A 23702-nucleotide genomic window follows, 5' to 3' on the forward strand; every position below is an offset into this window, starting at 1 on the left:
GTCATGTGTGGACGATTTGCCATCACCACCGACCCGGCCGTGTTGGCCCAAAAAATCAGGGCGCTCGACGAAACTGGCGGAGCCGGATCCACAGCCGAGGCGCCCAACTACAACGTGGCACCCACCGACACGATCGCCACCGTCGTCGCCCGCCACCGCGAGCCGCACGACGAGCCCACTCGTCGGGTGCGGCTGATGCGCTGGGGACTGGTTCCGCCGTGGACCAAAGTCGGGCCCGACGGCGCGCCCGACACCAGAGGACCGTTGCTGATCAACGCCCGCGCCGACAAGGTCGCCACTTCTCCGGCGTTTCGCACTGCGGCACAGAGTAAGCGGTGCCTGGTGCCGATGGACGGTTGGTACGAGTGGCAGGCCAAAGCCTCAGGCGAGAAAGGCGACAAGACGCCGTTTTTCCTACACCGCCGGGACGGGGATCTGGTGTGCATGGCCGGCCTGTGGTCGGTGTGGAAGCCGAGCAAGGCTGCTGCGCCGTTGTTGAGCTGCACCATCATCACCACCGACGCCGTGGGGCCGATGGCCAAGATCCATGACCGGATGCCGCTGATGCTGGCCGAGGAGAACTGGGATGCGTGGCTAAACCCGGATGCGCCGCTGGACCAACAACTGCTGATGCGTCCGCCAGATGTCCACGACATCGCGCTGTGCCCGGTGTCGACCCTGGTCAACAGTGTGCGCAACAATGGCCCCGAGCTGCTGGAGCCGGCCGAGCCGCAGCCCGAGCAGATCACGTTGCTGTAGTGGGGCTGCCGCAAGGGAGTGTAGCCGTGTCGCTGACTACTCGTCTGACCCAATTCTTCGGGATCAAACACCCGATCCTGCTCGCGCCAATGGCTATGACGTCCGGGGGTCGGCTCGCGGCGGCGGTGACTGCCGCTGGTGGCCTGGGCCTTATTGGCGGCGGCTACGGCGAAGCCGATTGGCTGCGGCGCCAGTTCGACCAAACTGGCGGTGAAAGGGTGGGATGTGGGTTCATTACCTGGAGCCTCGCCCGTCACCCAGAATTGCTCGACACGAGCCTGGCCCGTGACCCGGCAACGATCATGTTGTCTTTCGGCGATCCACAAAACTTCGCCGATCGCATTCACGCGGCCAACATTCCGTTAACCTGCCAGGTGCAGACAGTCGGCCAGGCACGCCGTGTCCTCGACGTCCGCCCCGACATCATCATCGCTCAGGGTAGCGATGCAGGCGGACACGGAATGAGTGTCCGCTCGACTTTCACGCTGATTCCCGATGTCGTCGATCTCGTCGCTGAACACTCGCCTGACACGCTGGTCTTAGCTGCCGGTGGTATCGCAGACGGCCGTGGGCTTGCAGCGGCGCTGGCACTAGGTGCAGACGGTGCGCTGGTAGGTACCAGGTTTTGGGCCGCCAAAGAGGCGCTGGTGTCAGCGCGATCCCACCAGCGAGCCATCGAAGCCAGCGGAGACGACACAATCCGCACGCGAGTCTATGACATTGTGCGGCAGCGGGATTGGCCCGAGGAATACAATTTGCGGGTGCTGAGCAACTCGTTGATTCAGGCGTGGCATGGAAACGAATCCGAACTGATGGCTTGCTTACCAGATACGCTAAGTGCCTACGAAATGGCGGTCTCCGCCGAGGACTTCGATATCGTCACCATCCTGGTCGGCGAGGCGGTAGGACTCATTCACGAAATTCGCTCGGCCGCAGACATCATGCGCGAAATGACTCGCGACGCCGCCCGGATCCTCAACCGGCCGGTTGGGAGATCGCCGGACGAACCTAACCAGAAAGCGTAGGTAGGTCTCTTAGCGGTCCGCGGGTCCTACCTGGGTACCATCAGCGAAACATCGCAACCACAGCCGTGATGGTGAGCCCGACAAATCCACGGTAATATCCATGGATACTCCACGTTCTGGATAATCGCGTTGCACAAACTCATCGTGGCAAAGTAGCGGCCGCAATGGGTCCGGATAACCGCTCAGGGCAGACGCTTTTGGACCTCGAAGGCCAGACGCAGCTCAGCGAGATCATTTGGGCGCGAAAGTGATCGACCGGTCAGCCGCTCGATGCGGTGCAGCCGGTGCCGCACGGTATTGGGGTGGCAGTAAATCTTTGCTGCGGTGTCGTTGGCGGAGCCGCCGGCCTGCAGCCAAGCTTGGAAGGTTTCGAGCAGTGTCGAGCGTTCTTCGGCCGGCAGCGTGTCCAAGCGCCCGATCACGGAAGCTCTGATCTTGGCCATGACATCTGGGGCGCTGACCGCCGCGACCGCGAGCGGCGTGTCGTCGAAGACGCTAACCAGTGAGTCGCCCGGTGGCTTTTCGGTGACCGCGAGCCGCGCAAATCGCAGGCCGTCGTAGGTTTCGGCGAGTTCGCGATATGGCTGGCTGACGCCCACCCGCGCGGTAGCGGATTGCTCGAGCACCTCGACGAGCGCACTGCGGGTATCGAGCGGTCGGGGCCCGCGCAGATGGACGATGCCGACCTGCAAGTCGGGCAACAGCCGCCAGGCCGATCGGATATCGCGGGCGGAGAGCTTGTTTTCGATCGTCGGCAATCCCAGCTTGCCGATTGCTGGCAGCTGCGCTGCCACGACAACGTACGGGCCGGAAGTGGGCAGCCGCAGCACGTCTGCTACCTCCCAGAGGCTGTGAGTGTCGGTGATCCGACCCAACAGCAGCGCTTCGACTAGGGCTGACCGCTCTTCCTCCCGCTCCAAAATTTGTGTGGTCAGCTGTTGGCGGTAGGCGCTGGCCATCGCTTGCGTGAAGGTCTCTTGCGCTAGGAATATCCGTGCGGTGGCATCCAGGATCGCCTCGGTAGATATGGTGGCGGCGCGCGCGGTCGCAAGGGTCTGCTCCCACATGAATCGGAAACCAATGCGATAGGCGGTCATCACCGCGGGCAGCGGCACACCGGCAACCGCGCGGGTGGTTCCGGTGCGCTCAGCGGGCGCCACATCCACGTCGTGCCCGACGAGCGAATCAAAGACGTACGTCAGGTTCGCCACACAACTGTCGCGCACGTCGTCCTTGGTAATCACAGTGCCGTCGCGATACACGTCGATCTCTCGGCAGAGCAGATCAGCCATCGCATCGCCCAATTGTGCAGCGCTTGCCAGCATGAGCTTGCCGAGCTCGGCGATGTGTGGATCTGAAGTGGCGTTAGACCGGCCACCAGCTGGGTGTATTGCCGCACACATACTGCAAGACCTTAAGCGCGCGCACCTGCGGATGTGCGCGGTAACACCGAACCGGCCCTGAGGTTGTCCGCCGCAACATTGTGACCCCTACTGTCCCGAATGACCATTTACACAGCAGCCCAAGCACCTACGGAGACACCTGATGACCAGCCTAACCGCCCACCTCGTCGCATCGAAAGAAATGTACCCCCAACGCATTGCGCTGCGCTGCGACGATCTACAGATCACCTTCAGCGAGTTGCACACCGCGGCCGCTCGGGTGGCGACATTGCTGGAGTACGCCGGGATCAAGCCAGGTGATCGAGTCGGCTTGATGTTGCCCAATACTTCCGAGTACGCCATTGCGTTCTACGGGATCATGTATCGCGGCGCGGTCGCGGTCCCGATGAACCCGCTGCTGAAGGCCCGCGAGGTGGAGTACTACCTCTCCAACAGCGGCGCCAAGGCGCTGTTCGCGACAGCTGACTTTGCCGATGAGGCCACCGCGGGCGCCGCCAAAGTAGGCGTGCGGAACTGGATCGTCGACGACGCGCTGGCCAAGCTGGTCCAAGACCTTCCCGCCCAAGAATTTCCGGTGGATCGCACCGACGACGAAATCGCGATCATCTTGCATACGTCAGGCACGACCGGAAAACCTAAGGGCGCCATGCTCACTCACGCGAACCTAGGCCGCAATGCCGAGGTCAGCGTTCGCACGTTGATCAACACCGGGCCAAACGACGTGGTAATGGGTTGCCTACCGCTGTTTCACGTCTTCGGTCTGACCTGCGGACTTATCGCTTCTGTGCTCGCCGGCGCGATGTTAACCCTGATCCCGCGGTTCGACCCGCGCAAGGCGCTTGAGGTCATCGAGCGTGACGGCGTCACCGTGTTTCAAGGTGTGCCGACAATGTATTTGGCACTGCTCGGCGTGGCCGACACGGTCCAACCGGAGGCGGCGCAGAGTCTGCGAGTCTGCGTTTCCGGTGGCGCGGCGCTGCCTGTCCAGGTGCTCGACGACTTCGAAAAGACTTTTGGCTGTTCCGTTCTCGAGGGCTACGGCCTTTCCGAAAGCACCGCGGCGGCCTCGTTCAATCACCCTCACCGACCGCGCAAGGTTGGCTCTATCGGCATGCCTATTGAAGGCGTCCAGATGCGGGTCGTTGACCTAGCCGGAGCTGAGGTCGCGCAGGGGGAGACCGGCGAGATCCAAATCAGCGGTCACAACGTGATGAAGGGCTACTGGAACCTGCCGGACGCAACCCGAGACACCATAACTGCCGAGGGTTGGCTGGCCACCGGTGACATAGGACGAGTCGACGAAGACGGCTACTTCTACATCGTCGACCGCACCAAGGACATGATTATCCGCGGCGGCTACAACGTTTACCCACGTGAGATCGAGGAAGTGCTCTATGAGCATCCAGCGGTTGCCGAAGCTGCCGTGATCGGAATCCCGCACGATTCCCTCGGCGAGGAAGTCAGCGCTGCCGTCGCTCTCAAGAAAGGCGCGACAGCGAACCCCGACGAGCTGCGCGAGTACGTCAAGGCCCGGGTAGCCGCCTACAAGTACCCACGCGTGCTCTGGCTCGTCGACGCATTGCCCAAAGGACCCACCGGAAAGGTCCTCAAGCGTGAAATCACCGTCCCTACAACCGAAAGCAAATGATAACCGTGGCAACTGCGCTAACGAAACCCGATGAGCTGGCGACACCGCTAGACCTGCTGCTCACCAGCGCCACCCGGCCGTTTGTCAACCGGATGCTACCGAACACCACGTGGGCGCGTTTCGGTGCCAATCTCGCGCAACGCCCCGGCGCCGTGGCGGGCCGCGCGGCCGCGCTTACTCGTGAACTCGGCAGCATTGCCGCCGGAAGGTCACACCGCGCTCCGGCGCGGGCCGATACCCGGTTTGCCGATGCTGCCTGGCAAGAAAATCCGCTGCTGTACCGGATCATGCAGGCATATTTGGCCGGCGCGGAGGCAGCCGAGGGGTTGCTCGCCGACGCAGCGCTGGATTGGCGTGACCACGAAAAGATGCAGTTTGTCGTCGACAACGTCGTGGAGGGCCTGGCGCCCAGTAACAACCCGCTGATTAGTCCGCTGGGCTGGAAGGCTCTGATCGACACTGGCGGCCTCAGTGCGGTGCGAGGTGTTAAAGCCTTTGCCCGGGACCTGCTTTCGAAGCCCCGCGTGCCGGCGATGGTCGAGCCCGACGCCTTCTCTGTGGGGGAGACCGTCGCTATCACCAAAGGCGCGGTGGTACTGCGGACCTCGATGTTCGAGTTGATCCAGTATGCGCCGCAGACGCCGACGGTGCGTACGATCCCGTTGCTCATGGTGCCGCCGGTGATCAACAAGTTCTACATCATGGACATCGGACCTGGGCGCAGCATGATCGAGTACTTCGTTCAGCAGCGTCAGCAAGTATTTGCTATCTCGTGGCGCAATCCGCAGGCCCGCCACCGGGATTGGGGTTTCAACGCCTATGGCGCGGCGATCGTGGAGGCAATGGACGCGGTGCAGAAAGTCGCCGGGACCAACAGCGTTCACCTGATGGCGAGCTGCTCGGGGGGCATCATCGCGGCGATGACGGCTGCCCACCTCGCTCATATTGGCGAGGCCGACCGGGTCGCAGGTCTCACCCTGGCCGTTACCGTGCTGGACGAAATCCGCGCCGGTCTTGCCGCCGCGGCGATGAGTGAGCGGGCCGCACAGGCGGCAATACGAGTTTCGGCTCGGAAGGGCTACCTTGACGGCCGCGACATGGCAGAAACGTTCGCCTGGCTGCGTCCCACCGACCTGGTGTGGCGCTACTGGGTGAACAACTATGTGCAGGGCCGCAAGCCGGCGCCCTTCGACGTGTTGTTTTGGAACGCCGACACCACCCGGATGGCCGCGGCACTGCACCGCGACATGGTGCTCCTGGGTTTGCGCAACGCGCTGGTTACGCCCGGCGGAGTCAGCATGCTCGGTAGCCCGGTCGACCTGTCCAAGATCAGCTCGGACGCATATGTGATCGGCGGCGTCGCCGACCACATCTCCCCATGGCAAGCGACCTACCGTAGTGCCCGATTGCTGGGCAGCAAGGACAATCGCTATGTGCTTTCGACCAGCGGCCACATCGCGGCGCTGGTGAACCCGCCCGGTAACCCGAAAGCGTCCTTCCGGACCGGTGCGGTCGACGCAGAAAAGCCAGAACAGTGGCTCGAGTCTGCTCGGCAGCTTGCCGGCTCCTGGTGGCCGGACTACGTGGGCTGGCTAGGTGATCGCAGCGGACCGGAAATCGATGCGCCCAATGCGCTTGGAGAACAAGGTCTTCCGCCGCTGGCGCCGGCCCCGGGCAGTTACGTGATGGAGAAGTGACCCGTGGCTAAAACCCACGCCAAGAGTGCGCTTGGCGAGGAGCGCTACTTGTGCGTCGGCGGACAGCGGATCCGAGTTAACGTTCACCAGCGAACCGGCGTCCCGCTGGTGCTGTGCAATGGTATCGGGGCCAGCCTGGAGGTTCTCGATCCGCTGGTGGAACAACTCGACCGCACGGTCGTCAGGTTCGACGTTCCCGGGACTGGTGGATCACCCACATCTGTTCTTCCCTATGGGTTTCCCTACCTCGCCTGGATATTGGGCCGACTGCTGTCCAAACTGGGCATCGGGGCGGTCGATGTCCTTGGACTGTCCTGGGGTGGGGCCCTAGCTCAACAGTTCGCCCTCCAGCATCCGCGCCGGTGCCGGCGCCTAGTGCTAGTCGCGACGGGTACCGGTGTGATGATGGTACCGGGCCATCCCAGGATACTGGCGAAAATGCTTACTCCACGCCGGTTCTCAGAACCCAACTACGCAGCTTCCATAGCGGGTGAGCTATACGGCGGTACCGTCCGCGCTCACGGTGAAGACGTGGCCCAACTGTTCTTCCGGCAGCTGCGCGCCGGATCGAAGATTGGCTATTTGCACCAGCTGCTGGCGGGCTCCGTCTGGACCAGTCTGTTCGCCTTACCGGCGGTACGGCAGGAAACGTTGATCGTAGCCGGCACCGATGACCCGATTATTCCGGTTGCCAATGCCCACATCATGAACACGTTGCTGCCGCATTCTCGGCTGCATGTGCATTCCGGGGGACATATCGACCTGGTGCACAACGCGACCGAACTGGCGCCGGTCATCGAGCGGTTCCTGGGCAAAGCGGGACGCGAGCGTAACGCCACGGCCAATCGGCCGCTGCTTTTTCGCCATGGCGTTACGCTCGCGCCGCCAAGTCGGCGGTGACTTCTGTGGCACAGCTGCTTTCCGGCCACAGGCTTAAGGCTGGACGTACCCCGGTGGATTGACCTCCTCGACCCACAGGTCGACCCCGAGCTTGGCGCCCGGTGCGCAGTCATACACCGACAAGTCGGTGACACCGGATTCCACCAGCACGTCTTCGCACAACACCGAATTGCCGGTGTATTCGCGGGAGGGCTTGTTAAGGATGACGTAGGCCGCGTCGGCATACACCTCGGGCTTGCGGGCCCTTGCCATCGCCTCGGCGCCGCCGAGCAGGTTCTGCACGGCAGCGGTAGCCACCAGCGTGCGCGGCCACAAGGTGTTCGACGCGATGCCCGCGTCGCGCATCTCTTCGGCGATTCCCAACGCGCACAGCGTCATGCCGTACTTGGCCATCATGTAGGCCGTCGGCTTGAGCCACTTCTTGTCCAGTAGCACCGGTGGGGACAGGGTCAGGATGTGCGGGTTCGCTCGGCCCTTCATGTGCGGGATGCACGCTTGTGACACTGCGTATGTGCCGCGCACCTGGATTCCGTTCATCAGGTCGAAGCGCTTCATCGGCACTTCGGTGATGGACCCCAAGTTGATGGCCGAGGCATTGTTGACGCAGATGTCGATGCCGCCGAATCGTTCTGCAGCCTTGGCCACCGCGGACTCAACTGATTCGGGGTCACGGACGTCCCCGACGATCGGCAGTGCCTGTCCGCCCGCCTCCTCAAGTTCTTTGGCGGCGGTGTACACCGTGCCGGCAAGTTTCGGATGAGGCTCGGCGGTCTTGGCGACAAGGGCGATGTTGGCGCCATCGTGCGCGGCCCGTTTCGCGATCGCCAGGCCGATGCCCCGACTAGCGCCTGAGATGAACATGGTCTTGCCGTTGAGAGACATGGTCGTCACCCTAACGCCACCCGACATATTTCGACGTGCGGGACTGTCCCCACTCTCCGAAGGAAATAGCGGGCCTGCTGATGCCGTTGATTGGTGCGGCTGCTGTAGCCGGGTCGGCGATAGCAACAAACCAGAGACCGAAGCGAACCCTGTCGGTCGCGGCCTTTAGATTGGGGGAAGGGGAGCCGGGTGCCAACAGCGACGAGCCTGTTAAGCGAGGAGCAGTTGGAGCGCTTCCTTGCGAGTCCGGTGTCGCTACTGGCGCAGTCCGGTGAGACCGCAACCGAAGGGACCGTGTTAATCAAGATGTCCGACATCGATGGCCAGACCGGGCCCGAGGTTCCCAACCCCGAGCCGAACGAGGAGACGGACGAGCAACTGACGGCGCGCTTCGAGCGTGACGCAATTCCTTTGCTAGACCAGCTGTACGGCGGTGCGCTGCGCATGACGCGAAATCCCGCCGATGCCGAAGACCTACTGCAAGAGACGATGGTGAGGGCTTACGCGGGATTCCGTTCGTTCCGTGCGGGCACTAACCTCAAGGCTTGGCTGTACCGGATTCTGACCAACACCTACATCAACAGCTATCGCAAGAAGCAACGCCAACCGGTGGAGTATCCGACCGACGAGATTACCGATTGGCAACTGGCGGCCAACGCCGAGCATTCCTCCACCGGGCTGCGTTCGGCTGAGGTCGAGGCCCTCGAGGCACTGCCGGACTCCGAGATCAAAGAGGCGCTGCAGGCGTTGCCGGAAGAATTTCGCATGGCAGTGTACTACGCCGACGTCGAGGGCTTCCCGTACAAGGAGATCGCCGAGATCATGGATACGCCGATTGGCACGGTGATGTCGCGGCTGCACCGCGGTCGACGCCAGCTGCGGGCTCTGCTGGCTGACGTGGCCAAGGAGAGGGGCTTTGTCCGCGGTGAACAATCCCATGAGGAGGTGTCGTCATGAGCGATTTTTTCAGCTCAAGCGACTCGTACCCGGCCATTGAGGACTCTCACAGCTACCTTGGCTGCGCGGAGGTGATTGCGGAGGTGTGGACTCTGCTTGACGGTGAGTGCACACCGGAGACGCGCCAAAAGCTACGCCGACACCTCGAGGCATGCCCTGGATGCCTGAAGCATTACGGGCTCGAGGAGCGAGTCAAGGTGCTGATCGCGACCAAGTGCAAAGGCGAGAGGGCCCCAGCGGGCCTGCGGGAGCGGGTGCGGCTGGAGATCAGCCGGACAACCATTATTCGCGCCAGCGAGTAGGTGCGCTCGACCACGGGCGGGCATGTCTCGTCGCCGGGTCCAGCCCGATTGCCCGGCTCCTCCTCACGCCACACAGCGGCGTGCATCGTCGCCGGGTTAGGAGTTGGGCCGCTTACCGTGATTGGCCTTGCTGTGCTTGCGGTCGCGCTTCTTGCGGCCACGCTTGGCCATCGGGAACCTCCATGACTAATCAGATGCAGGACGGCCACGGGCCGCTCATGTTGGTGTCCAGTGTCGCACGCAGTTACCGAGGTAGGCACACGAGCCCGCGCGCCGCCACCCTCGGGGGCCTTATGGTTCGATATACAGAAGCTGATGGAAGCCCGATGGAGCAGCAGTCAGCATGCGAGATGGCCAACACGAGTGGGGTGATGATGTCCGAGGATGTTCGCGCCGAGATCGTGGCCAGCGTGCTCGAAGTCGTGGTCAGCGAAGGCGACCAAGTCGGCAAGGGCGATGTCGTGGTGCTACTCGAGTCGATGAAGATGGAGATCCCCGTCCTGGCCGAGGTCGACGGCACTGTCAGCAAGGTGAGCGTGGCCGTGGGCGATGTCATCCAGGCCGGCGACCTGATCGCTGTGATCAGCTAGCGACAAGCGAGAGCGACTCGGGAGTCATCGATGTCCACTCTCGGTGATCTGCTGGCCGAACACACGGTGCTTCCCGGTAACGCCGTCGACCACCTGCATGCGGTGGTCGGGGAATGGCAACTCCTGGCCGACTTATCGTTCGCCGACTATTTGATGTGGGTCCGCCGTGATGACGGCGTGCTGGTATGTGTGGCGCAATGCCGCCCCAACACCGCGCCGACGGTGCTGCAGACCGACGCAGTGGGCACCGTCGTCGCCGCCGAGAAGCTGGCACTGGTTGCCGAGACCTTCGATTCGGGCGCCGCCATTTGGGAACCGGATGCGGCCCAACCGCATTCGGGAGAACTGCCTGGTCCAAACGTCGGCGCCTCGCCGGTCCGCTACGGCAACCAAGTGGTGGCGGTGCTGACGCAGCATCAAACGGCAGTAGCAGCTCAACGCGCATCCGGTCACTTGGAAACCGCTTATCGGGATTGCGCCAATGATCTTCTGCACATGCTGGCCGAAGGCACGTTTCCCGACGTCGGCGACGTGGCTATGTCGCGATCTACGCCCCGTGCAGGTGACGGCTTCATCCGCCTGGATGTGAGCGGTGTAATCGCTTATGCCAGCCCCAACGCGCTGTCGGCCTACCACCGGATGGGTCTGAGCAGCGAATTAGAGGGGCACAAGCTAGTCGAGATCACGCGGCCGCTGATATCGGATCCGTTTGAGGCTGAAGAGATGGCAGAGCATGTCCGGGATTTGCTGACAGGCGGACCCAGTATGCGCATGGAGGTCGACGCCGGGGGCGCCACGGTGTTGTTGCGGACGCTGCCGCTGGTGGTACACGGCGTCGGCGCGGGTGCTGCCATACTGATCCGCGACGTCACCGAGGTGAAACGCCGGGACCGAGCCTTGATATCCAAAGACGCCACGATCCGGGAAATCCACCACCGGGTGAAAAACAACCTGCAGACTGTCGCGGCGCTGTTGCGGCTGCAGGCCAGGCGGACGGCCAATGCCGAGGGACGGGAAGCCCTGATCGAGTCAGTGCGCAGGGTGTCGTCGATCGCCTTGGTCCATGACGCCTTGTCGATGTCGGTGGACGAACAGGTGAACCTGGACGAGGTCATCGACCGGATTCTTCCAATCATGAACGATGTAGCGTCGGTGGACAGGCCGATCCGGATTAACCGAGTCGGCGACCTCGGTGTACTGGATTCCGACCGGGCCACGGCCCTGATCATGGTGATTACCGAACTGGTTCAGAACGCGATCGAGCATGCCTTCTCACCGGCGGCACAAGAGGGGTCTGTGACGATTCGAGCCGAGCGCTCGGCACGCTGGCTCGATGTCGTGGTCCACGACGACGGACGTGGTATGCCTGATGGATTCAGCTTGGAGAAGTCGGACAGCCTCGGCCTGCAGATCGTGCGGACATTGGTATCAGCGGAGCTAGATGGTTCATTGGGGATGCGGGAAGCCCCGGAGCGCGGCACCGACGTGGTTTTACGGGTGCCCATTGGGCGTCGGGGCCGGTTGATGGTGTAGTGAGCGCGCAACAATACGGCCCCGACGGTGCGTCGGGGCCGTAATAGCGGCGTACTGAGTCGTTTCAAACTCCGCTACGGGCCTTTGTCCGGGCGTTGCGACGCTTCAACGCTCGCCGCTCGTCTTCGCTCATTCCGCCCCAGACGCCCGAGTCCTGGCCAGTGTTTAGCGCCCAGCTGAGGCATTCCGTGGTCACTGGGCACCGGTTACAGACCAGTTTCGCGTCGGCGATCTGCGCGAGCGCCGGGCCGCTGTTTCCTACCGGAAAGAACAGCTCCGGATCTTCGTCCCGACAGACCGCCTTATGGCGCCAATCCATTAGTCACTACTCCTCACTAGGTGCGCAGCAAGGCGCACGGGCGATGCTTGGCTTAACGCGTGCACAAGAAAGATTTCCGCACCCCTACATATCTCTGCATGCAACCTTCCGATCGTTTCACAGGCTCAACAGATGTCAATAGCGTTACGTAGGCGCGTGGGCTATCTCACTTTGACGTGCTCTTAGCTAAGTCCTTACTCCGTTGTACTACACTAAGCCCCCAATTTCGCCCTACATTTTCGTCGCAAGCTTGTCACGGTGCAGATTATCGCAGGTCAAGCCGGGTTTTCGGAGGTGGAGCAGCCACCGCCAACGCGTTTGGCGCCGACCGAAACGTCATGGTTTCGCGTAGGCCGAGGTAATCGCCGTCGAACTGACAGGCCGTCGGACCCGCAGTGCTGGTAACCCGGAGCCAAGGCACATCATCGGCGGTGATGAGGTGCTTGAACTCGAACTTTGGCTTCTCGGCGAACATCTGTCGAACGATCCGCAGGGTGGGGATCGTCCGCAACGTAGTGGGTGCAAACACTCCAAGTCCTGACTCGAAGGTGCAGCCAGGATTGGTCCACACTGGCCGTTTGTTTGCGAAGGTCCACGGACTGGAGTTGGACACGAAGACGAAGCTCACCCGGGTGACCGGTCCTTGACCCGGAAGTTCTAGCGAGAGAGTGGGTTCACCGCGCGTGTAGGCCAAGACAGCAGGCACTGCCGCCCGAATGTAGCGCCAGGCTGTAACTTTGCCGCCCCGATCGCGTTCAGCCTCGACCGCCGCAACGACCTCTGCGTCCACACCCATTCCGGAGTTGAACACCGCCCAGCGCTCGCCGCAGTCGATCAGTCCGATGCGGCGCCACTGCGGCCGGCGTGCGTAATCGTCGAGTAATTGGATCAGCTGATTGGCAGCTGCAATCGGGTCGCGGGCAATTCCTAGGGCCCTGGCTAGCACATTCGCGGAGCCGCCAGGCACCACGGCGACCGCCGGGATGGGACCCTTCGGCGTGGCACCCGGGTGCCCCAACATGCCATTGACCACGCCGCTCACCGTGCCGTCGCCGCCGTGCACGACCACCAGATCCATTCCGGCGGCTACCGCCGCTTGGCCTAGTTCGGCTGCGTGGCCGCGGTGTTTGGTGTGCTCCATGGTGAGTTGAAGACGGCTTTTCAGCGCATGGGCGACCAGGTCGCGGGCAGCCGGTGTGATCGAAGTGGCAGTTGGGTTGACGATCAACACGGCTCGCATGACGCATGAGCCTAGGCGTGGCGACGATGCGGGCCGGTACGGCCTGAGGAGGAGCCGCGCGGCGACCAGGGCTAGGCAGGCAAAGTCGTCGTGGTCGCATGATTACGCTGATGGCGTGGTTGTTCGCGTCCCCTTGACCGTGCGCGGCGCGGGACTCATCGTCGCCGCGCAGGGGGCAGCGGCACTGGTCATGGCCGCGATCTTGGTCGTGCGTTGTCTTGCCGGAGCCGATCAGCGCGTGGTCAACGGCCTTGGAACCGCAGTATGGTTCGCGCTCGTGGGTGGCGGGGTGCTGGCCGCCGGATGCGCCCTGGCGGCGGGCCAACGCTGGGGCCGTGGGCTGTCTGTATTTGCCCAACTACTCTTGCTGCCGGTGGCGTGGTATCTGACTGTCGGCTCGCATCGACCGGCGTGCGGAATCCCGGTGGCAATCATCGCGTGTACCGTCCTGGTATTGCTTTTCAGCCCGTCGACACTGCGGTGGGTGGTCGGCGGCGATCAGCGTGGTTCGGCCAGTGCAGCCAATTCCGGGCCGGAGAGCCGATAGGTGGTCCACTCCCGCTGCGGCTGAGCGCCGATTGCGTCGTAGAGGGCGATGGCGTTCGAATTCCAGTTCAGCACGGCCCAGGACAGCCGGGTATAGCCGTTATCGAGGCATTCAGCGGCCAGTGTCGCCAGCAAGCTACGCGCCAGGCCGCGCCGGCGAAACGCCGGCCGCACGTAGAGATCTTCCAGATAGATGCCCTTGACGCCGTCCCAGGTGGAGAAGCTGGGAAACCACAACGCCATGGCCACGATCTGGCCGTCACTTTCGGCGATGTGGCCCCGAACGGACGGTGATGTACTGAAAAGGGCCGCCGTCAGTTGTTTTTCGGTGACGGTGCAGTGGTCGGCCGCGCGCTCGAATTCGGCGAGCTCGTGGATCATGGCCACAATTTCGGTGGTGTCTTCCGGTGTGGCTGGGCGGATAGTTGCCATCACTGTTTTACTCCGAGCGCGGTGAGTATGGTGCCGAATTTAGTTGTGGTTTCCTCGACTTCATCATCGGGATTGGATTCGGCAACGATTCCGCCGCCGGCGTGCGCGAGCGCGGTGCGGCGGTCGGCTGAGAGTTGAGCGCAGCGGATGGACACCACCCATTGGCCGTCGCCCCTCGCGTCGCACCAACCTATTGCGCCCGCGTAGAATCCGCGGTCGCCTTCCAGCGCCGCGATGAGCTCGCTGGCGGCGACTGTTGGCACCCCACCTACCGCCGGCGTAGGGTGTAGCGCCAACGCCAAATCCATTGCAGTGGTGCAGGTATCGCGCAATCGGCCGCGGATCGGCGTGCGCAGATGCCAGACCGCGGCGGTGCGGGTCAATTGGGGCTCGGACGCAATCTCAAGGTCATCGCACAGTGGTGCCAGTACTGCGCGCATCGCGTCGATGACCAACTGATGCTCGTGACGGTTCTTGGCTGAGCTGGCCAGGGCGGTTGCGTTGGCGGCGTCGACTTGTGGGTCAGCGGCACGGGGAGCTGAGCCGGCGAATGGCTGGCACACCACTTGATCGCCGAATCGGGCGACCAACAGTTCTGGGCTGGCGCCCACCAGCGCTGTCCCGGGGTAGTCGGCACCGGCAGCGCTCAGATCGACGAGGTATCCATACGATGTCGGGTCGGCAATGACCAGCCTGCGCAGGATGACACGGGCGTCCAGCGGAGCGTCGGCGGTCAACCGCAACGTACGGGCCAGCACCACTTTGCGCAACGGGTTGTCTTGCGCAGCAAGCCGCCGCCGTGCGTGGTTGATCCGGGCGCGATGCTCGGCAAGTGGTGGGATGGCAGCGCTAATGCTGACCGCCGGCAGCGGGCCAGTCGGCCAGCCGGGCAGTGTCTCCAGGCGTTGTACGGTATCCGGCACCATCAATGCGGCGGGTGCATTTACGTCAAACGGTAACGCCCCTAACAATATCGGCGCTTTACCCGAGTGCAGCGCCGCGTGCGCCGCCCGCACATCGTGGTACCGTGCCCGCACCCCGTCGACAACCAGGGTTCCTCCGGGCCCGCACAGCGCGAACGGTGGTTCATTGGATCTCAATCGCCTGCATACCCTTGCACGCCCAGTGCGCATAGCTGGCGGATCCCGTGCTCGAACCCGCAGATGCCGACCGATGCGGTGGGCATGAAGAAGCGGGCGCCCTCGGTGAGCGGTAGCTGGACCCAGCGCGTAATCACCGCTCGGGAAAAGTGGCTGTGGCCGACGAACACTACGTCGCGCGCCGCCATGTGCTCCAGTGCTAGTGCGACGGCGCCATCGGCGCGCTCGCTGACCTGCGCGACGCTTTCCCCGTCGGGGCATCCGTGCGTCCACACCAGCCAGTCGGGTTCGATTTCACGGATTTGGGCCGTCGTCAGGCCCTCGTAGGCGCCGTAGTCCCATTCGGCGATCAGCGGAGATATCTCATCGACCGTCAGTCCGGCTAACTCAGCGGTGGTCAGCGCCCGCTTACGTGGGCTGCTGATCACCAGTGGGTTGTCGAGCGCGAGTTCGGCCAGAGCCTTTTCGGCCAGCTTGGCCTGAATCCGACCGGATTGAGTCAGCTTGATATCAGTACGACCGGTGTGTTGGCCTGATTTCGACCACTCCGTCTCGCCGTGGCGCAGCAGCAGCAGCCGGTGGTTGTGTAAGCCCATGCCGACTGATTGTGCCGGACGACATGCCGGACCGTTCGCCCCTACCGCGTTGCCATGTACGTGTCAGGATGGCACTGTGACAGAAACCCGGGTACTGGCGGTGGCCAACCAGAAGGGTGGGGTAGCCAAGACCACGACGGTCGCCTCGCTCGGCGCTGCGATGGTGGACAAAGGACGGAGAGTTTTGCTCGTCGATCTGGATCCGCAAGGTTGTTTGACCTTCTCGCTCGGCCACGATCCTGACAAGCTGCCGGTCTCGGTGCATGAGGTGCTGCTTGGTGAAGTCGAGCCCAACGCGGCGCTGGTCACCACGATGGAGGGAATGACGCTGCTGCCGGCCAACATTGACTTGGCCGGTGCCGAGGCAATGCTGTTGATGCGGGCTGGCCGAGAGTATGCGCTCAAAAGAGCGCTGGCCAAACTCTCCGACCAGTTCGACGTTGTCATCATCGACTGTCCGCCCTCGCTGGGTGTGCTCACGCTCAATGGGTTGACAGCCGCCGACGAGGTCATTGTTCCGCTGCAGTGCGAGACGTTGGCCCATCGGGGCGTCGGGCAGTTCTTGCGCACGGTCGCCGACGTTCAGCAGATCACCAACCCCAGCTTGCGGTTGTTGGGCGCCTTGCCAACGCTGTACGACTCCCGAACCACCCACACCCGTGATGTCCTGCTGGACGTCGCCGACCGCTACGGCTTGCCGGTGCTGGCGCCCCCGATTCCGCGCACCGTGCGGTTCGCCGAGGCCAGCGCGTCGGGCTCGTCGGTCATGGCAGGTCGCAAGAACAAGGGCGCTGTGGCTTATCGCGAGCTGGCCCAGGCGCTGCTCAAGCATTGGAAGTCCGGAAAGCCGCTACCCGCGTTCGCGGTGGAGATTTAGCCGCGCAGGCGGGTGGTGCCCCAGCTGATGCATACCAACCGGCCCCAGCTTTAGCCCAGCGCCACCACGGTGTCGCCACGCTGTTCGATCACCTCGGAGCCGGAAACGACCGGGATCACCGCTTTCCCAGATCCCAGGGTGCTCGGCGGGCGGTCCACCGCAAGGTAGCCCTTGTTCTCCCCGTTGACCGGGTCGTAGACACCGATAGCGCCGGTAACCGGCACCAGCAGCTGACCTGCCATCATCACGCCCGGTCCTAACGGCGCAGCCGTTGCGCCCGCGGCAATGGTGTAGCGCTGGGTGAGTTTCCCGGTGTCGAAAACCATCAACGCATCGCCGGTCCACCACGTCACCAGGTTGCCGGTCTGCGACACCGTGGCAGCGGGCGATGGCGCTTTGGCTAGCAGGGTGCTTGCCACCGTGGTGCCGGTCTCGTCGATCACGTCGACGCGCGGTTGCGCGCCGGATGCTCCGGGCAGATACACCGCGGTGGTGTTTTGCGAGACGACCAGCACGCGAGCGCCCGATCCCGGCCGATTCCCGGGTTCAGGCACAATCCGTTGTTCGGGTTCGTCTTCTTCCTTGCCCGGGTGCAGCAGGACCAGCCGCAGGTCTGCTTGGTTATTGCAAGCCTCGAGCACGGAAACGGCTGACGAACTTGCCGCGGCCGATTCCAACGTGCACCCGGAATGCAGGCCCCGGTTCGAGGGTTTCACCCGGGCATCAGTCTCGCCGTAGGACAACATTCGGACCATGTCTGATCGCCACAGCTCGAGGCGGGTATTACCGGCGGACAACACGGTTGTGCCGTCGGAGGAGAGGAGCACACTCGGGTCGGCATAGCTGCTGCGAGCGGGTCCGCGACGGCCGGTTGAACCGTCAATGGTGCTGACCTGACCGCAACCGCGGTCATCGCGGTAAACGGCGACCGCGTAACGGTAGACCCAGGTCACGCCGCATAGGTCCGTGTCGCGGGAGTAGCTCCAGAGGGTTTCACCCGTCGCCGGATCCCGCCCCTCCACTCGGCGCCCGTCGCCGGTGGCAACCGTCCCGCCCGCCACGACGGGTACCCGAGTGGCGGGGCTGTGCGCGGTCCAAAGCTGCTTCAGTGCGGCCGGCACCTCCCGGGCGGGGGTTGGATTGGGCGCCGGAGTTGCGGCAGGTCGGCTGATGGTGGCCCGCGCGTCGCTGGTCCACCAGATCAGCGCAACGGCCAGGACAACAGCGACGGCGATGGCCGCGGCCGCCACGATATCGCCTTTGGTGCGCCGCTCCGGTTTGACCATCCGTGGGCGCGGCTCAGTTGGCTGACGCGGGCGCGCTGTCTTGGACGCAGGCGGGCTTGCGGCGGTGCCGGCGCCGCCGGGTGGTCTCGGTGCTACCCGACGGTGAGCTGGATCCCGAACCGGAGCCTGACTCTGAGCCGGTCTCGCCGCCGACGACCGGGCTCGTGGTGGGGTGCCCGGTGATCCGCTTGCCGCCGCGGGTGCGCCGTCGCTGCCGGGTGGCCGAGGCGGGCCGCACAGACTTCTCCGGCCGGCTTTCTTGGTCAGTGGCGCGGCGCTTGGGTTGCGACCGGTTCGGGGGACCGACGGTGCCGGCTGCCTCGGCCGGGATCGACAATTCGGTGTAGAGGTGTGGCGAGTTGGAGTAGGTCTCGGAGGGGTCGGGCGAGCCCAGGCCCAACGCCTTATCGATCATCGCCCATCGGTCCAGCTCGTCCCAGTCCACCAGGGTGACCGCCACACCGGTGCGTCCGGCCCGGCCGGTGCGCCCGATGCGGTGGACGTACATCTTCTCGTCCTCCGGGCACTGGTAGTTGATGACGTGGGTGACGTCGTCGATGTCAATGCCGCGCGCGGCCACGTCGGTGGCCACTAGCACGTTGATGTCGCCGGCGCGGAACGCCTTCAGCGCCTTCTCGCGCGCCACCTGTCCAAGGTCGCCGTGCACGGCGCCTACTGCGAATCCGCGCTCGTTCAATTCGTCGGCAACCTTCTGAGCCGTGCGCTTGGTTCGGGTAAAGACCATCGTCGCACCGCGGTCGCGGGCCTGCAGTACCCGGCTGACCAGCTCTAACTTATCCAGGGCATGGGCACGGTAGACGAACTGCTCGGTCGTGTCGTGCACGGCCAGCGAATGCGGGGCTTCGGCCCGGATATGGGTCGGCTGGACCATGAACGTGCGGGCCAGGGTAATGATCGGGTCCGGCATGGTCGCCGAGAACAGCATCGATTGCCGATCTGCGGGGATCTGACGCAGGATGCGCTCGATGTCCGGCAAGAAGCCCAGGTCGAGCATCTCGTCAGCTTCGTCGAGCACCAGTACGGATAGTCCGCCCAATTGGAGGTGGCCCTGCTGGGACAAGTCGAGCAGCCGCCCAGGAGTGCCGACCACGACGTCGGCGCCGGCGCGCAGCGCGTCGATCTGCGGCTCATAGGCCCGCCCGCCGTAGATCGAGACCACCGCCAGGCGACGATCCTCCTCGGCGTTTAGGTACTTGGCCGCCGCGGCTAGGTCGTCGGTGACCTGCAGACACAGCTCGCGGGTTGGCACCACAACCAGGGCCCGTGGGGCGCCAGTCAGCGGCCGCACCGCAGTGCCGGAGGTGATGCGCTGCAGCAGTGGCACGCCGAACGCGAAGGTTTTGCCCATGCCGGTGCGGGCCTGGCCGATCACGTCCTCGCCGGCGAGTGCCAGAGGCAAGGTGAGTTCCTGGATAGCAAAGGGATGCTCGATGCCCTTTTCCGAAAGTGCGCGGACGATTTCGTCGCGAACTCCGAGTTTGGCAAAGCTGTGTTCAGTTGTGCTTTTGAGTGCGGTCATACGCGAAGGAATAGCCTTTCGGTGACGGTATCGGTCTTGTCGGTGCGTCTCTGTCGCGGTTCGACGCGCGCACGAGTACCGACTCCGATACGTCGCCGAGTCGCTGGCCTGCTGCTCAATTTGATCCGGGGCCAGCTACGTGCACGCACATTTCCGGTAGTAGCAGCACAGAGCCAGCCACTACCAGCTCCCATGATAACCGGTCGGCCAACGGCCACCCATATGTCAGAAGTTCCGGCGACTAGAGTGTTGCCATGACTTCGCCCTCGTCCGCCGATCAGGTGGCCGATTCGACCAGGCCAAAGCTGTCGGCGGATCACCCGGGCGTCAACGAATTGTTCGCGTTGCTCGCTTACGGCGAGGTAGCGGCCTTCTATCGGCTGACTGACGAGGCGCGGATGGCTCCGAATCTGCGGGGGCGGATTTCGATGGCCAGCATTGCGGCCGCCGAGATGGGTCACTACGAACTGCTGCGTGATGCGTTGGAGCGTCGCGGAGTCGACGTGGTGTCGGCGATGTCGAAGTACGTGTCGGCGCTGGAGAATTACCACCGGCTGACAATGCCCAGTACCTGGCTGGAAGCGCTGGTGAAGACCTATGTCGGTGACGCGTTAGCCGCCGATTTGTATTTGCAGATCGCCGATGCGCTGCCCGACGAGGTTGCCGACGTGGTGCGCGCGGCGTTGTCGGAAACTGGACACTCCCAGTTCGTGGTTGCCGAGGTACGCGCTGCCGTGATGTCTAGCGGCAAACAGCGAAGCCGCCTTGCCCTGTGGTCGCGTCGTTTGCTCGGCGAAGCCATCACACAGGCGCAGTTAGTGCTGGCCGACCACGACGAACTCGTCGACTTGGTGGTGTCCGGTTCCGGGGGGTTGGGCCAGCTCAGTGCGTTTTTCGAGCGGCTGCAGCAGACGCACGACCAGCGGATGGGTGAACTCGGTCTGGCCTGATCGCGGTTAGCGAGTGCACGTGGTAATGATTGCGTTGTTGCTCGAGGCGACTACTAGCTGACCCTGGGCGTTGACGATAGCGCAATCGAGGCGACTGTAGATGCTGGTCGCGACCACCGACTCGGTGTGCACACCGGGATTCAAAACCACCATTTTGGTCCACGGTAAGGCCACGTTGAACTCGGTCACGGGGAACCCGCGCTCGTTGGTGTAGACCACGTTCACGATGTCGAGGAGCTGCTTGGTCCCCGTGACGCTGTAGACCACCGTCTGGGGATTTAATGTGGCCGACGGAGGTGCGCCAGGCTGCTGCGGTGCAGCTGTCGGTATCCGTGTCGGTGCGTTGCCGGGCGTTGTCACTGTGGTGACGGTCTCGGGGGGCAGTTGCACCGCCGAGGTGCTGGGCCGGTGAGTGGTACTTGGCGCACTCGAGTGTGGAGCGGGTGACGTGCTTGGCGGGGCGGCCGTTCGCGATGTGGTGGATATCACCGTGCGGGGGGTTGGAGCCCCAACGGTGGCCTTGGTCGTCGCGCTATCACCGCTGTTGATGATGACCGCGGTTGCGATGGCGCCGACCGCCACGACGGCGCCTAGAACGACGGCGACGGGACGCCACCGACTGGCACTGGGCCAGGCCAGCTCGCCGTAGCCGCTGTCATGGGCTCCGGTGTCATAACCGTCGTCGTCCGGGTAGTCCTGGACGTCGTCATGAAGGGTGTGAACTGTGTTGCTGATGGTGCTGATGTTATCGCCGGTCACCGAACCAGTCGGGTGTCGTGCGGCGTGTCAGACCGGGCTAGACCCAATTGTGACAGTCGGGCCGGGCGATTTCGCTTACCGTGAACTGCCGGCCAGGGGCCAGGCGGCGGTATGCGTTGCGTGCGTCTATTAGCCTGCTGCTGAAATGCTTGCGACTTCACTATCAACGGAAGGGGCCCCCGTGGAGGTCAAGATCGGTATCACGGACAGTCCGCGCGAGCTGGTTTTCGCCAGCGCACAGACCCCCGGAGAGGTCGAAGAACTCGTCAGTGAGGCGCTGCGGGAAAACTCGGGCCTGTTGAGCCTCAACGACGAGCGGGGTCGTCGGTTTTTGATTCACGCCGCCAAAATTGCCTACGTCGAGATCGGCGTCGCCGACAGCCGCCGGGTTGGCTTTGGAGTCGGGGTAGATGCCGCTCGGGCTTAGGAGCGGGCAAGGGGCACGTGCGAGAGTCCGCCCCAGGCGAACTGCACGGTGCCCTCGACGGCGTCTGATTTAGATATCGGACGGTCGGAGTCGAGCCAGTACCGGGCGCAGTCGACGCTCATGCCGACCAAGCCCACCGCGATCATCCGGGCCCGATGCGGATCCAACCCGGAATCCTCGCTGATCAGAGCAAAGATCGCGTCGATGCATGATTCGGTCGCGACCCGCACTTGAGCGGCGACCTCGGGCTCGGTGACATAGTCGTTCTCGAAGATCAGCCGGTAGCCCTGGCTGTCATGGTCGATGAAGTCGAAGAATGCTTGAACCGCAGCGTGCAGGCGCCCACGGTTGTCGGTGGTGGTGCGTAGCGCCTGCTGCACGCCCGAGACCAGGTTGTCCACATGACGGTTGAGCACCGCCAGATAAAGTTCGAGCTTGCTGGAAAAGTGTTGGTACAAAACAGGTTTGCTGACTCCAGCCCGCTCGGCGATCTCATCCATGCCGGCCGCGTGGTAGCCGCGGTCGACAAAGACGTCACTGGCGACGACCAGCAGTTGGCCACGGCGCTCATCGCGGGGCAGCCGATTGCCTCTTCGATTCGAGGCTTGGACGTCCACCGACCGCGCGCGGTCGGCCGATCTGACGGCACGTCTTTGCGCAGCCTTGGCGAGATCGCTCATCGGTCCTCAATCTGATTGCGCTCATTTCGCGGGCCGCTTGCCACCCCGCGCCCGCACGGTTTTGTCGCAACGACATTACTACCCGCGGCGCCGCGCTGATCAGAACTGGCGCTATCGAGGCCGGTGGATGGTAGTCCGTTCGGCCTGTTCGGGCGCGCCAGGGGTCGCGCTCCAGCCCGGCCATGCGATCCTGGGAAAATGACGTTCCAGCACCCACCACGCAGCATCGGCCGAGTGCCGGTGCTGCGTGACCAGTGGCGTGAACCGCTGCGGGCCCAGCGTGACCCGCTCGGGCAGGCTGCCGGTCGGCCCCGGGCTGACCGCGGCCGGCCACGTCAGTGGCGCAAACAGACCTGGCTGGGCCGGTTTGTGTCGACCTACGGCTGGCGCGCGTATGCATTGCCGGTTCTGGTGGTGCTCACAGTGGTGGTGGTGTATCAGACGGTGTCGGGCACCGCATCGCCCAAGCAGGCGGTGGCTGCCGCGGTTCACGACCCGCCCACTATCGGTTCGGTTGGTACGACGATTTTCGACGCGCCGCCTCGTGGCCTGGCCGCGTTCGCCGCTGACCTGCCGGCCGGCACGTTACCCGATGGCGGTCCCTTTACCGAGGCAGGAGAAAAGTCTTGGCGGGTAGTTCTCGGTGCGACACCGCAGATCGGCCAGGGTACGGCAAAGGTGTTTAGGTACACCATCGAGATCGAGAACGGGTTGGACCCTACGATGTATGGCGGCGACAGCGCGTTTGCGCAGATGGTCGACCAGACGCTGGCCAACCCCAAGGGCTGGACGCACGATCCGCGTATTGCGTTCGTCCGGATCGACGGAAACGACAACGGAAAAGTTGACTTTCGCATTTCATTGGTGTCACCGCTGACGGTGCGTGAAGGATGCGGCTACGAGTTTCGGCTCGAAACTTCGTGTTACAACCCCTCGTTTGGGCCGGACCGGCAAGCGCGCGTCTTCATCAATGAGGCGCGTTGGGTGCGCGGAGCCGTTCCGTTTGAAGGTGACGTCGGTTCCTACCGGCAATACGTGATCAACCACGAGGTTGGCCATGCCATTGGCTACGTGCGTCACGAGCCGTGCGAGAAGCAGGGCGGCTTAGCGCCGGTAATGATGCAACAGACATTCTCTACGTCCGATGACGATGCGGCCAAGTTCGACCCCGATTTCGTCAAGGCGGATGGCAAGACCTGCCGATTCAATCCCTGGCCCTACCCGATCGCCTAGCCCGGCGACGATGCGCGCCGT

General features: G+C 63.6%; 26 protein-coding genes. 14 read left to right on the forward strand and 12 right to left on the reverse strand.

Annotated elements, in window-relative coordinates; genetic code table 11:
* Positions 1-3 precede the first annotated feature (3 nt).
* Together F0Q45_RS04465 and F0Q45_RS04470 are read left to right on the forward strand one after the other, a co-directional pair.
* Positions 4-759 (forward strand): SOS response-associated peptidase, encoded by a 756-nt coding sequence (locus F0Q45_RS04465; protein ID WP_188112786.1) that lies wholly within the window; start codon positions 4-6, stop codon positions 757-759.
* A gap of 26 nt (positions 760-785) precedes the next feature.
* The gene (locus tag F0Q45_RS04470) at positions 786-1784 is read left to right on the forward strand and encodes an NAD(P)H-dependent flavin oxidoreductase (RefSeq protein WP_149652787.1); all 999 of its coding nucleotides are present in this window, start codon (positions 786-788) and stop codon (positions 1782-1784) included.
* Between the two features lie 182 nt (positions 1785-1966).
* Here F0Q45_RS04470 and F0Q45_RS04475 read toward each other — a convergent pair whose 3' ends face one another.
* Positions 1967-3187 (reverse strand): PucR family transcriptional regulator, encoded by a 1221-nt coding sequence (locus tag F0Q45_RS04475; RefSeq protein WP_149652788.1) that lies wholly within the window; start codon positions 3185-3187, stop codon positions 1967-1969.
* Positions 3188-3329: 142 nt separating this feature from the next.
* Here F0Q45_RS04475 and F0Q45_RS04480 point away from each other — a divergent pair, with 142 nt between their 5' ends.
* Genes F0Q45_RS04480 through F0Q45_RS04490 form a run of 3 tightly spaced genes read left to right on the forward strand, consistent with a single transcriptional unit; the run spans position 3330 to position 7432 of the window.
* Positions 3330-4835 (forward strand): long-chain-fatty-acid--CoA ligase, encoded by a 1506-nt coding sequence (locus tag F0Q45_RS04480; protein ID WP_149652789.1) that lies wholly within the window; start codon positions 3330-3332, stop codon positions 4833-4835.
* Positions 4832-6532: a PHA/PHB synthase family protein gene (locus F0Q45_RS04485; RefSeq protein ID WP_149652790.1), complete on the forward strand. Its 1701-nt coding sequence runs from the start codon at positions 4832-4834 to the stop codon at positions 6530-6532. Before F0Q45_RS04480 ends, F0Q45_RS04485 begins: the two co-directional genes overlap by 4 nt.
* Positions 6533-6535: 3 nt before the next feature.
* On the forward strand, positions 6536-7432 hold the full coding sequence (locus F0Q45_RS04490) for an alpha/beta fold hydrolase (protein WP_149652791.1): 897 nt from the start codon (positions 6536-6538) through the stop codon (positions 7430-7432).
* Between the two features lie 33 nt (positions 7433-7465).
* On the opposite strand, the gene F0Q45_RS04495 is transcribed toward F0Q45_RS04490, so the two are convergent.
* Positions 7466-8314 carry an SDR family oxidoreductase gene (locus F0Q45_RS04495; protein ID WP_149652808.1) on the reverse strand — a complete coding sequence of 283 codons (849 nt, stop codon included), beginning with the start codon at positions 8312-8314 and terminating at the stop codon, positions 7466-7468.
* Between the two features lie 306 nt (positions 8315-8620).
* Here F0Q45_RS04495 and F0Q45_RS04500 point away from each other — a divergent pair, with 306 nt between their 5' ends.
* Together F0Q45_RS04500 and rsrA are read left to right on the forward strand one after the other, a co-directional pair.
* Positions 8621-9271, forward strand: coding sequence for a sigma-70 family RNA polymerase sigma factor (locus tag F0Q45_RS04500; protein ID WP_188112787.1), 651 nt, complete (start codon positions 8621-8623; stop codon positions 9269-9271).
* Entirely contained in the window at positions 9268-9573 is a 306-nt protein-coding gene (rsrA, locus tag F0Q45_RS04505; RefSeq protein ID WP_149652793.1) for a mycothiol system anti-sigma-R factor, read from the forward strand. The genes F0Q45_RS04500 and rsrA overlap by 4 nt, the downstream gene beginning before the upstream one ends.
* 96 nt (positions 9574-9669) lie before the next feature.
* Here the strand turns inward: rsrA and F0Q45_RS30095 are convergent, their stop codons facing one another.
* Complete coding sequence (locus tag F0Q45_RS30095) at positions 9670-9744, reverse strand: 50S ribosomal protein bL37 (protein WP_085976515.1); 75 nt, start codon at positions 9742-9744, stop codon at positions 9670-9672.
* 203 nt (positions 9745-9947) lie between these two features.
* Here F0Q45_RS30095 and F0Q45_RS04515 point away from each other — a divergent pair, with 203 nt between their 5' ends.
* Positions 9948-10163 carry a biotin/lipoyl-binding carrier protein gene (locus F0Q45_RS04515; RefSeq protein ID WP_036391739.1) on the forward strand — a complete coding sequence of 72 codons (216 nt, stop codon included), beginning with the start codon at positions 9948-9950 and terminating at the stop codon, positions 10161-10163.
* 30 nt (positions 10164-10193) lie between these two features.
* Complete coding sequence (locus tag F0Q45_RS04520; RefSeq protein ID WP_149652794.1) at positions 10194-11696, forward strand: sensor histidine kinase; 1503 nt, start codon at positions 10194-10196, stop codon at positions 11694-11696.
* Positions 11697-11760: 64 nt separating this feature from the next.
* On the opposite strand, the gene whiB1 is transcribed toward F0Q45_RS04520, so the two are convergent.
* Positions 11761-12015 carry a transcriptional regulator WhiB1 gene (whiB1, locus tag F0Q45_RS04525; protein WP_023371700.1) on the reverse strand — a complete coding sequence of 85 codons (255 nt, stop codon included), beginning with the start codon at positions 12013-12015 and terminating at the stop codon, positions 11761-11763.
* 265 nt (positions 12016-12280) lie between these two features.
* A complete protein-coding gene (locus tag F0Q45_RS04530) occupies positions 12281-13255 on the reverse strand; it encodes a diacylglycerol/lipid kinase family protein (protein WP_149652795.1) in 975 nt (324 codons plus the stop codon).
* A gap of 115 nt (positions 13256-13370) precedes the next feature.
* Between F0Q45_RS04530 and F0Q45_RS04535 the strand changes: the two genes are divergently transcribed.
* Positions 13371-13802 carry a hypothetical protein gene (locus tag F0Q45_RS04535; protein WP_149652796.1) on the forward strand — a complete coding sequence of 144 codons (432 nt, stop codon included), beginning with the start codon at positions 13371-13373 and terminating at the stop codon, positions 13800-13802.
* Here the strand turns inward: F0Q45_RS04535 and F0Q45_RS04540 are convergent.
* Genes F0Q45_RS04540 through F0Q45_RS04550 form a run of 3 tightly spaced genes read right to left on the reverse strand, consistent with a single transcriptional unit; the run spans position 13754 to position 15929 of the window.
* Positions 13754-14233 carry a GNAT family N-acetyltransferase gene (locus F0Q45_RS04540; protein WP_149652797.1) on the reverse strand — a complete coding sequence of 160 codons (480 nt, stop codon included), beginning with the start codon at positions 14231-14233 and terminating at the stop codon, positions 13754-13756. The two genes, F0Q45_RS04535 and F0Q45_RS04540, sit on opposite strands and share 49 nt — an antisense overlap.
* On the reverse strand, positions 14233-15366 hold the full coding sequence (locus F0Q45_RS04545) for an isochorismate synthase (RefSeq protein ID WP_149652798.1): 1134 nt from the start codon (positions 15364-15366) through the stop codon (positions 14233-14235). The genes F0Q45_RS04540 and F0Q45_RS04545 overlap by 1 nt, the downstream gene beginning before the upstream one ends.
* Positions 15330-15929 (reverse strand): acid phosphatase, encoded by a 600-nt coding sequence (locus F0Q45_RS04550; protein ID WP_149652799.1) that lies wholly within the window; start codon positions 15927-15929, stop codon positions 15330-15332. Before F0Q45_RS04550 ends, F0Q45_RS04545 begins: the two co-directional genes overlap by 37 nt.
* A gap of 76 nt (positions 15930-16005) precedes the next feature.
* Between F0Q45_RS04550 and F0Q45_RS04555 the strand changes: the two genes are divergently transcribed.
* Entirely contained in the window at positions 16006-16806 is an 801-nt protein-coding gene (locus F0Q45_RS04555) for a ParA family protein (RefSeq protein ID WP_149652800.1), read from the forward strand.
* Between the two features lie 50 nt (positions 16807-16856).
* Here the strand turns inward: F0Q45_RS04555 and F0Q45_RS04560 are convergent, their stop codons facing one another.
* A complete protein-coding gene (locus F0Q45_RS04560) occupies positions 16857-18092 on the reverse strand; it encodes an Rv3212 family protein (protein WP_149652801.1) in 1236 nt (411 codons plus the stop codon).
* 13 nt (positions 18093-18105) lie between these two features.
* Positions 18106-19632, reverse strand: a complete 1527-nt coding sequence (locus F0Q45_RS04565; protein ID WP_149652802.1) for a DEAD/DEAH box helicase — start codon at positions 19630-19632, stop codon at positions 18106-18108.
* Positions 19633-19886: 254 nt separating this feature from the next.
* Here F0Q45_RS04565 and F0Q45_RS04570 point away from each other — a divergent pair, with 254 nt between their 5' ends.
* On the forward strand, positions 19887-20582 hold the full coding sequence (locus tag F0Q45_RS04570) for a ferritin-like fold-containing protein (RefSeq protein ID WP_149652803.1): 696 nt from the start codon (positions 19887-19889) through the stop codon (positions 20580-20582).
* Positions 20583-20588: 6 nt separating this feature from the next.
* On the opposite strand, the gene F0Q45_RS04575 is transcribed toward F0Q45_RS04570, so the two are convergent.
* Positions 20589-21164, reverse strand: coding sequence for a threonine AND proline RICH protein (locus F0Q45_RS04575; RefSeq protein ID WP_149652809.1), 576 nt, complete (start codon positions 21162-21164; stop codon positions 20589-20591).
* A 358-nt stretch (positions 21165-21522) separates the two neighbouring features.
* On the opposite strand from F0Q45_RS04575, the gene F0Q45_RS04580 reads away from it, so the two are divergent.
* Positions 21523-21768, forward strand: a complete 246-nt coding sequence (locus tag F0Q45_RS04580; protein WP_149652804.1) for a DUF3107 domain-containing protein — start codon at positions 21523-21525, stop codon at positions 21766-21768.
* On the opposite strand, the gene F0Q45_RS04585 is transcribed toward F0Q45_RS04580, so the two are convergent.
* Positions 21765-22448 carry a TetR/AcrR family transcriptional regulator gene (locus F0Q45_RS04585; RefSeq protein WP_149652805.1) on the reverse strand — a complete coding sequence of 228 codons (684 nt, stop codon included), beginning with the start codon at positions 22446-22448 and terminating at the stop codon, positions 21765-21767. The two genes, F0Q45_RS04580 and F0Q45_RS04585, sit on opposite strands and share 4 nt — an antisense overlap.
* Before the next feature lie 198 nt (positions 22449-22646).
* Between F0Q45_RS04585 and F0Q45_RS04590 the strand changes: the two genes are divergently transcribed.
* Positions 22647-23681, forward strand: coding sequence for a DUF3152 domain-containing protein (locus tag F0Q45_RS04590; protein ID WP_149652806.1), 1035 nt, complete (start codon positions 22647-22649; stop codon positions 23679-23681).
* Positions 23682-23702: the final 21 nt, after the last annotated feature.

The organism is Mycobacterium simiae (assembly GCF_008370645.1).
Lineage (GTDB): Bacteria > Actinomycetota > Actinomycetes > Mycobacteriales > Mycobacteriaceae > Mycobacterium > Mycobacterium simiae_A.